The 6,000-nt window shown below is 33.6% G+C and carries 8 protein-coding genes; 5 read left to right on the top strand and 3 right to left on the bottom strand.

Annotated features, from left to right (window positions below; genetic code table 11):
• The first annotated feature begins 95 nt into the window (after positions 1 to 95).
• The gene (locus LDK52_RS13420; protein WP_277586466.1) at positions 96 to 233 is read left to right on the top strand and encodes a hypothetical protein; all 138 of its coding nucleotides are present in this window, start codon (positions 96 to 98) and stop codon (positions 231 to 233) included.
• A gap of 183 nt (positions 234 to 416) precedes the next feature.
• Here the strand turns inward: LDK52_RS13420 and LDK52_RS13425 are convergent, their stop codons facing one another.
• A complete protein-coding gene (locus tag LDK52_RS13425) occupies positions 417 to 665 on the bottom strand; it encodes a hypothetical protein (protein ID WP_277586467.1) in 249 nt (82 codons plus the stop codon).
• A 237-nt stretch (positions 666 to 902) separates the two neighbouring features.
• Between LDK52_RS13425 and LDK52_RS13430 the strand changes: the two genes are divergently transcribed.
• The 4 genes from LDK52_RS13430 to LDK52_RS13445 all read left to right on the top strand — a co-directional run bounded on the left by LDK52_RS13430 (position 903) and on the right by LDK52_RS13445 (position 4,518).
• The gene (locus LDK52_RS13430) at positions 903 to 2,207 is read left to right on the top strand and encodes a DNA cytosine methyltransferase (RefSeq protein WP_277586468.1); all 1,305 of its coding nucleotides are present in this window, start codon (positions 903 to 905) and stop codon (positions 2,205 to 2,207) included.
• 1 nt (position 2,208) lies between these two features.
• Positions 2,209 to 3,270 carry a hypothetical protein gene (locus tag LDK52_RS13435; RefSeq protein WP_277586469.1) on the top strand — a complete coding sequence of 354 codons (1,062 nt, stop codon included), beginning with the start codon at positions 2,209 to 2,211 and terminating at the stop codon, positions 3,268 to 3,270.
• Positions 3,271 to 3,353: 83 nt separating this feature from the next.
• Positions 3,354 to 3,539: a hypothetical protein gene (locus LDK52_RS13440; protein ID WP_277586470.1), complete on the top strand. Its 186-nt coding sequence runs from the start codon at positions 3,354 to 3,356 to the stop codon at positions 3,537 to 3,539.
• Between the two features lie 736 nt (positions 3,540 to 4,275).
• Positions 4,276 to 4,518: a hypothetical protein gene (locus LDK52_RS13445; RefSeq protein WP_277586471.1), complete on the top strand. Its 243-nt coding sequence runs from the start codon at positions 4,276 to 4,278 to the stop codon at positions 4,516 to 4,518.
• A gap of 85 nt (positions 4,519 to 4,603) precedes the next feature.
• On the opposite strand, the gene LDK52_RS13450 is transcribed toward LDK52_RS13445, so the two are convergent.
• A complete protein-coding gene (locus LDK52_RS13450; protein WP_255553287.1) occupies positions 4,604 to 4,726 on the bottom strand; it encodes a hypothetical protein in 123 nt (40 codons plus the stop codon).
• 223 nt (positions 4,727 to 4,949) lie between these two features.
• Positions 4,950 to 5,852 carry a proline dehydrogenase family protein gene (locus tag LDK52_RS13455; RefSeq protein WP_277586473.1) on the bottom strand — a complete coding sequence of 301 codons (903 nt, stop codon included), beginning with the start codon at positions 5,850 to 5,852 and terminating at the stop codon, positions 4,950 to 4,952.
• Positions 5,853 to 6,000: the final 148 nt, after the last annotated feature.

Here is a 6,000-nt window from a genome sequence, read left to right on the forward strand (position 1 = left end):
TCGAGACCGGTAATAATATATCTTTGAGACTAAGATCTAATAACTGAAAAAATGTATGAAAGCCCGGAGCAAGTAATACTTGTTTAGGGGTTTCTTTGGATGTATTCTGGGAAGAGAAATTACATTTAGCGATGAAAGGAACTAATATGATTAAATTAACCCTGACCGAATTAAAAAAAGAACTGAAACAATATGATCAAAAACAGTTGACGCAGTTAGTCGTAGATTTGTAAAAATTAAATAATGACGCAAAAAAATATTTAGGAACTCGTTTCAAAGGGGAAGAGGCAGTCCTTGAATTATTTGAGGCAGCCAAGAAGCAAATAAATAATGAGGCTAAGTGAAGCAAAAAACGCAATCTCGAAATTCAAAAAGCTAGCAAACGACGAATTAAAAACACTAGATTTAATGCTTTATTATGTCGAAGTCGGAACTGATTTTACAAATACATCTGACATAGAAACCATACTACCGTAAAACTTACCATCTATATCCCCGTAATGATTTCTATGCATTTGCATGAGAAACCAACTTGAATGTTCACACTTTCCTGTTGGTTTCTGACACAGTGAGACTTCTGAAAAGTAGTCTATCTCATCAACCGCTAATATTTTTCCGGTATGACCCACGAGGATAATTCCAGGATCTTCTACATTAATCTCCATTGAAACATTATTTTTCCTACAAATGTTAGAGATAGTTTTTGCATTAACATGCCATCTTCTTTCAAAGTGTTATAAAGCCGGTTGGAAGTAATAGTAATTGGAAATATTAAGTACTGATTTTCAATTCGAAATAAATAGAACGTACATTCTTTTGTGTTATAATAGCGATAAATACTAAACAATTGAATTTATGCAACTTTAAATATAGAGAAGAACTGAAAGAGGAGGAATAATAAAATGGTACTTGAAAAAGAAATAATGAAAACTTCTTTTACAAATTCAACTGATATAAAAAATGTATTGTCCCTTTTTTCAGGCTGCGGTGGAATGGATTTAGGTTTTGAGGGCAATTTTAATGTGCTTCAATCCTCTGTTAATCAAGAAATAAACTCACATTGGCTGATAAAAAACAGAGATCAAAACTGGTGTACTTTGCCTAAAACAATGTTTAACACAGTATTTGCGAATGATATAAGACCTGATGCTCAATTGGCTTGGACTAATTACTTTAAAGATAAAAATGTTAATCCTTCTAATTATCATCTTGAAAGTATAGTTGATGTTGTAAAGAAATATAAAGAAACAAAAATTAATCCATTTCCAGAAAACATTGATGTAGTTACAGGAGGATTTCCTTGTCAGGATTTTTCTATAGCTGGAAAGCGACAAGGACTTGAATCAAAGAAGTTACATGATGGATCCATATCTGAAAATGATGAACCAAGTATAGAAAGTAGAGGACAACTCTATATGTGGATGCGAGAGGTTATTTCGATAACTAAGCCAAAAGTATTTATTGCAGAAAATGTAAAGGGTTTAGTGAACTTAGGCGATGTGAAGGAAATAATAGAGAATGATTTTTCTCAGATTGGGAACGGATATTTAGTGATACCGGCAAGAGTATTAAATGCTGTTGAATATGGTATTCCTCAGGGGAGAGAACGTGTCATTTTTTATGGTTTCAGAAAAGATGCTTTAAAAGAGGAAGTTCTCCTAGAATTACAAAAAGAGACTATTGAATCTCTGTATGACCCTTATCCAGTCAAAACACATTATCTTCCAAATGGAGTCCCACAAGCAGGTTTGTTACCGCATGTTACAGTCGAAGAAGCCTTTGTTGGCCTGAAGGAGCCTGACGACAGTGAAGATCTTGCTCAGCAAAGTTTTTCCAAAGCTAAATTTATGGGTAAACATTGCCAAGGGCAGACAGAAGTTAATCTAAATGGTGTTGCACCTACTATCCGCTCGGAGCACCATGGAAATATTGAATTCCGAAGATTAGGTTTAGAAAATGGCGGAAAAAATTTGGGAGAGTTAAAAAAAGATTTACCGCAACGAAGATTATCCGTTCGTGAATGTGCAAGGATACAAACCTTTCCTGATGATTACGCATTTGTATGGCCAAAAAAAGGAGAACAAAAAGGCCTTTCTGCTTCCAGTGCCTATAAAATTATAGGTAATGCTGTTCCTCCATTATTAGGGTTCCACATTGCTAAAAGGCTTGAAGATATGTGGGATATCTATTTTAAGAGAGGGGAATAAAATGCTGATTTCTAAAAATTCTTCATCTTCATTAGATGAATTCTCAAGTTTAGTGATGAAAGTAGTCACTTATTTAAATGCAGATATACAAAAAGGTGCAGATCGAGAACTATACTATTTAACTAGAAATGGTACTAAGCTAGAGAATGATATTTACGAAATTCTGTCTAAATTAGCTGTTGGCACTTCCTTTGAAGGAACAATTGAGTTGATTTCAAATCAAAAGTTCCCAGACATAGTAGCAGGAAAGTATTTTGGTGTTGAAGTGAAGACTTCAAAATCAAGTTGGATCAGCACAGGTAGTAGTATTGTTGAATCTACCAGGATAGAGGATGTTGAGAGAATTTTTATGCTATACGGAAAGTTATCTGAACCGATAGAATTTCGTGCTAAACCGTATGAAGAATGCCTTTCGGAAATAGTGGTAACACATTCACCAAGATATAAAATTGACATGAATTTAACGGTAGAAGGAACCATATTCGGTAAAATGGGTATAGATTATGACAGTTTTCGAAAAAGTGATAATTCTATTGAACTTGTAAAAAAATACTATCGAAGTAAGCTAAAGGAAGGGCAAGAGCTTTGGTGGATGTCAGAATTAGATGTAGACAATTTAGCGCTTTCTCCTATTGTTCGTTTATGGAATACATTAGAACAAAGTGAAAAAAGAAGTTTTGAAATAAAAGGATTTGCTTGGTTTCCTGAAATTTTTAGTAATAGTTCAACAAAGTACAATCGTTTTGCATTATGGCTTGCAACACAAAACGGGATTGTTCCGACTTCGCTTAGAGATATATTCACAGCGGGCGGAAAAATGTCAGTACAATATGGAGAAAATGTTTGGACAGAACAGTCCCAAATAGTATATCGGTTGTCCTTACATATTGATGAGATAAGAGATGAAATAATGAGTGCTGAGGATTCTTGGATACGAGATATGTGGAATACTGATGTTGTCTTAGAGGGACCAGATAAAATAAAACAATGGATTGAGTTAGTTAACGATTACAGTCAAGATAACCTCAGGGAAATGTTGTATTTACTATTTGAAATTGAATGACTAGTTAACTAAGGAAATGCTCAAACGAGGGATACCTGGTGAGCGACCGATTCTAGGTTGTAATAGTGGGTGGGATTCCCACTGTGAAAGAACTAGGGGAATGTAGAAATACTTTTGACTTGATAAATAAGTATAAATTGGCTTCTTCTGAAGGAGTCAATAAATTTTCTAATAGAATGATTAGATTTGAAGTGATGAAAAAAATATATTTAGATGGTAATGATCTTGTAGAAAATCATTTAAATGATCTGGCTAAACAGCTATCATAACGTCCAGTGTATTTAATGCTAAAATAAGAATCTTAGCTCACTCCTGTTCTAGCGATAGGTAGGAAGACTAAACCTAGAAGATTTAATCGCCGCTATGGGGTCAATTCTTTCATTTAAGCATATAAAATAACCCATTCTTGAGATAGAAGCTTAGACCGATCGTTCATTAGTCTGCCGATTCCTCTTGTGGGAACAGCTATTATATTGACCAATTGATGTTGACACATCAATTGGTCTTTTTTATTGTACACAAATGTTGAACGGTAAAGTGGATATGGTTTTAATCACGAAGCATTTTATCGTTTTTATATTCTGTCAGAAGAAGAACAAATATTCTTGCCTCTTCACCCGCACCGGAAAAAATGATACTGTTCAAGGTAATCAAGGTACTATAATGCGAAATTTCTCAGTAGAAAAGAAGTTGTATATACGGAAAGTAAAATGAATTCAATAAATCAACCTATTGAATAGTGTTATTGTTCGTTTGAATAAATATTAGTACAACAAGCAGTACAGAAATTTTTGAACTAATCTATTTCAGGTTATTTTTTATTTATTATCGAGAGAGATCCCAATACAAATTAGTAAAAGAAATTACAAGTTACAACATAACAAAAACAGCTATTCATTTGTTTAATAATTCTAATGAGATTGAGATTACTAAGGGAATATTAATAGAGGCTAATGGCCTTAGTACTATCTATGATGAGGAAGAGCAAAGTTTTAATTTTGTATTATGGGCAAATTTGAACTAGATACGTTACTAGATACTCAATATCTTCGGATAGAAGTGTTGAAGGAAGATGAATTACGGCTATGCTCGGAGTTAGGGAATATAATGAATGAAGGATATTATTTTGAATATAATGGAACGCACAATTATAGTAGGAATTGCCTGGAGAAAGTTGTTACTTGGGAAGAGTATTTAGCGATATACGATGAGGGCAATGGAGATGCTTATTGGTCAAGTTGGGAATGAATATAGCAAAAAGTAGATATCTCCACATAAGTAGAAGTATCTACTTTTCTTTGTTTCCGAATCTCTTTGATAATCTAAATCTCTCCTAGGCTAAGATAGTTTGTAATATAAGCTTTAATAACTCTTCTGTTGTTTCTGGTAATTGTTCCGGTAAGCTTAATGGATGTTTCATTTCTGTTCCTCCTTTAATCTCGTATTCTATTAACAATATAGGCAATCTAGTTCAAGTTTATGCATGATATTATAAAAAAGTTTTTAAATCTCTTTAAATAAGATTTGGCAGGTTCCATTGACTAAAGTTCCTGTATGACGTTTTGGCCAATATTCTATATTATGATCTAGTACCAGTACTTGACCGGGAGAGGTTCATAGCTAGTGAGAAGTCACGAAAAATAAAAAATTCCGTGGAAATTAATTTCCACGGAATTTTTTTATTTTTGTTTCCTACGTTTAGATAAACGACCAACCACAAATGCTGAGACAGTTAAACCAATAGCGGTATTTGTTTTCTTGGTAAATACTTGTTTCGAAACAAGTGTTAGATTTTGTGGTCTTTCTGCAAGGCGACGCATGAAGTAACCATACCAGTCAACTCCAAAGGGAACGTATGTACAGATATTGTAACCTTCTTTAGCAAGTTGAAGTTGTAATTCTTTACGGAATCCATAAAGCATTTGGAATTCAAACTTGTCATTTGAAATATTATTGACCTTAACAAACTGCTTAACATGGTCAATTACATTGTGATCATGCGTTGCGATGGATGTAAATTTCCCATTCAATAAGTGATATTCTATTAGTTTAATATAATTTTTATCTATTTCGGACTTATCTTGGTAAGCTAAACTTGCAGGTTCTTTGTATGCACCTTTAACAATTCGTAAGCGGTAATTTTTAAAACGTTGAATATTTTCTTCGGACTCAAGGAAGTATGCTTGGATAACAGTACCAATGTTTTGGTGCTCTTTAGTTAGTTCTCCCATCAATTCAAATGATGGGTGCAGACGAGCATAGTCTTCCATATCAAAGTTTACAAAGATATTGTATTGGTCAGCTAATTCTACTATTTCTTTTAAGTTTTGTAAGCAGAAATTCTGGTCAATATCCAAACCTAATTGTGATGGTTTTAGCGAGATATGTGCATCCACCTCTTCATCATGAATTGCTTGGATTAAAGCTAGAATTTGATTTTTTGCTGTAGTTGCCTCTGATTTTTCAAAAACAAATTCACCTAAGTTATCAACAGTACATGAGATACCATGCTTGTTTAACTCTTTAATACTAGTAATTGTTTCTGAGATGTTAGTACCAGCAACGACACTTTGTGCACCCATTGTATTTTGCAAGAAAAAAGTACAAAGTATTGCAATGTTTTTTACAGAGTGTTGCCACCAAAGATATCTTCAATTTGAACGGGAGAGCGCATTAGCTAGGCGATAACTTTCACCAACATATGTAATAATATGAGCGTGATGTATTAAT

Origin of the sequence: Psychrobacillus antarcticus (genome assembly GCF_029533155.1) — a bacterium.
In the GTDB taxonomy this organism is placed as follows: domain Bacteria; phylum Bacillota; class Bacilli; order Bacillales_A; family Planococcaceae; genus Psychrobacillus; species Psychrobacillus antarcticus.

Coding starts and splice junctions, on each gene's coding strand:
- LDK52_RS13445 (WP_277586471.1), top strand. CDS start 4,276: ATGGGCAAATTTGAACTAGATACGTTACTAGATACTCAATATCTTCGG.
- LDK52_RS13455 (WP_277586473.1), bottom strand. CDS start 5,852: ATGGGTGCACAAAGTGTCGTTGCTGGTACTAACATCTCAGAAACAATT.
- LDK52_RS13430 (WP_277586468.1), top strand. CDS start 903: ATGGTACTTGAAAAAGAAATAATGAAAACTTCTTTTACAAATTCAACT.
- LDK52_RS13425 (WP_277586467.1), bottom strand. CDS start 665: ATGGAGATTAATGTAGAAGATCCTGGAATTATCCTCGTGGGTCATACC.
- LDK52_RS13435 (WP_277586469.1), top strand. CDS start 2,209: ATGCTGATTTCTAAAAATTCTTCATCTTCATTAGATGAATTCTCAAGT.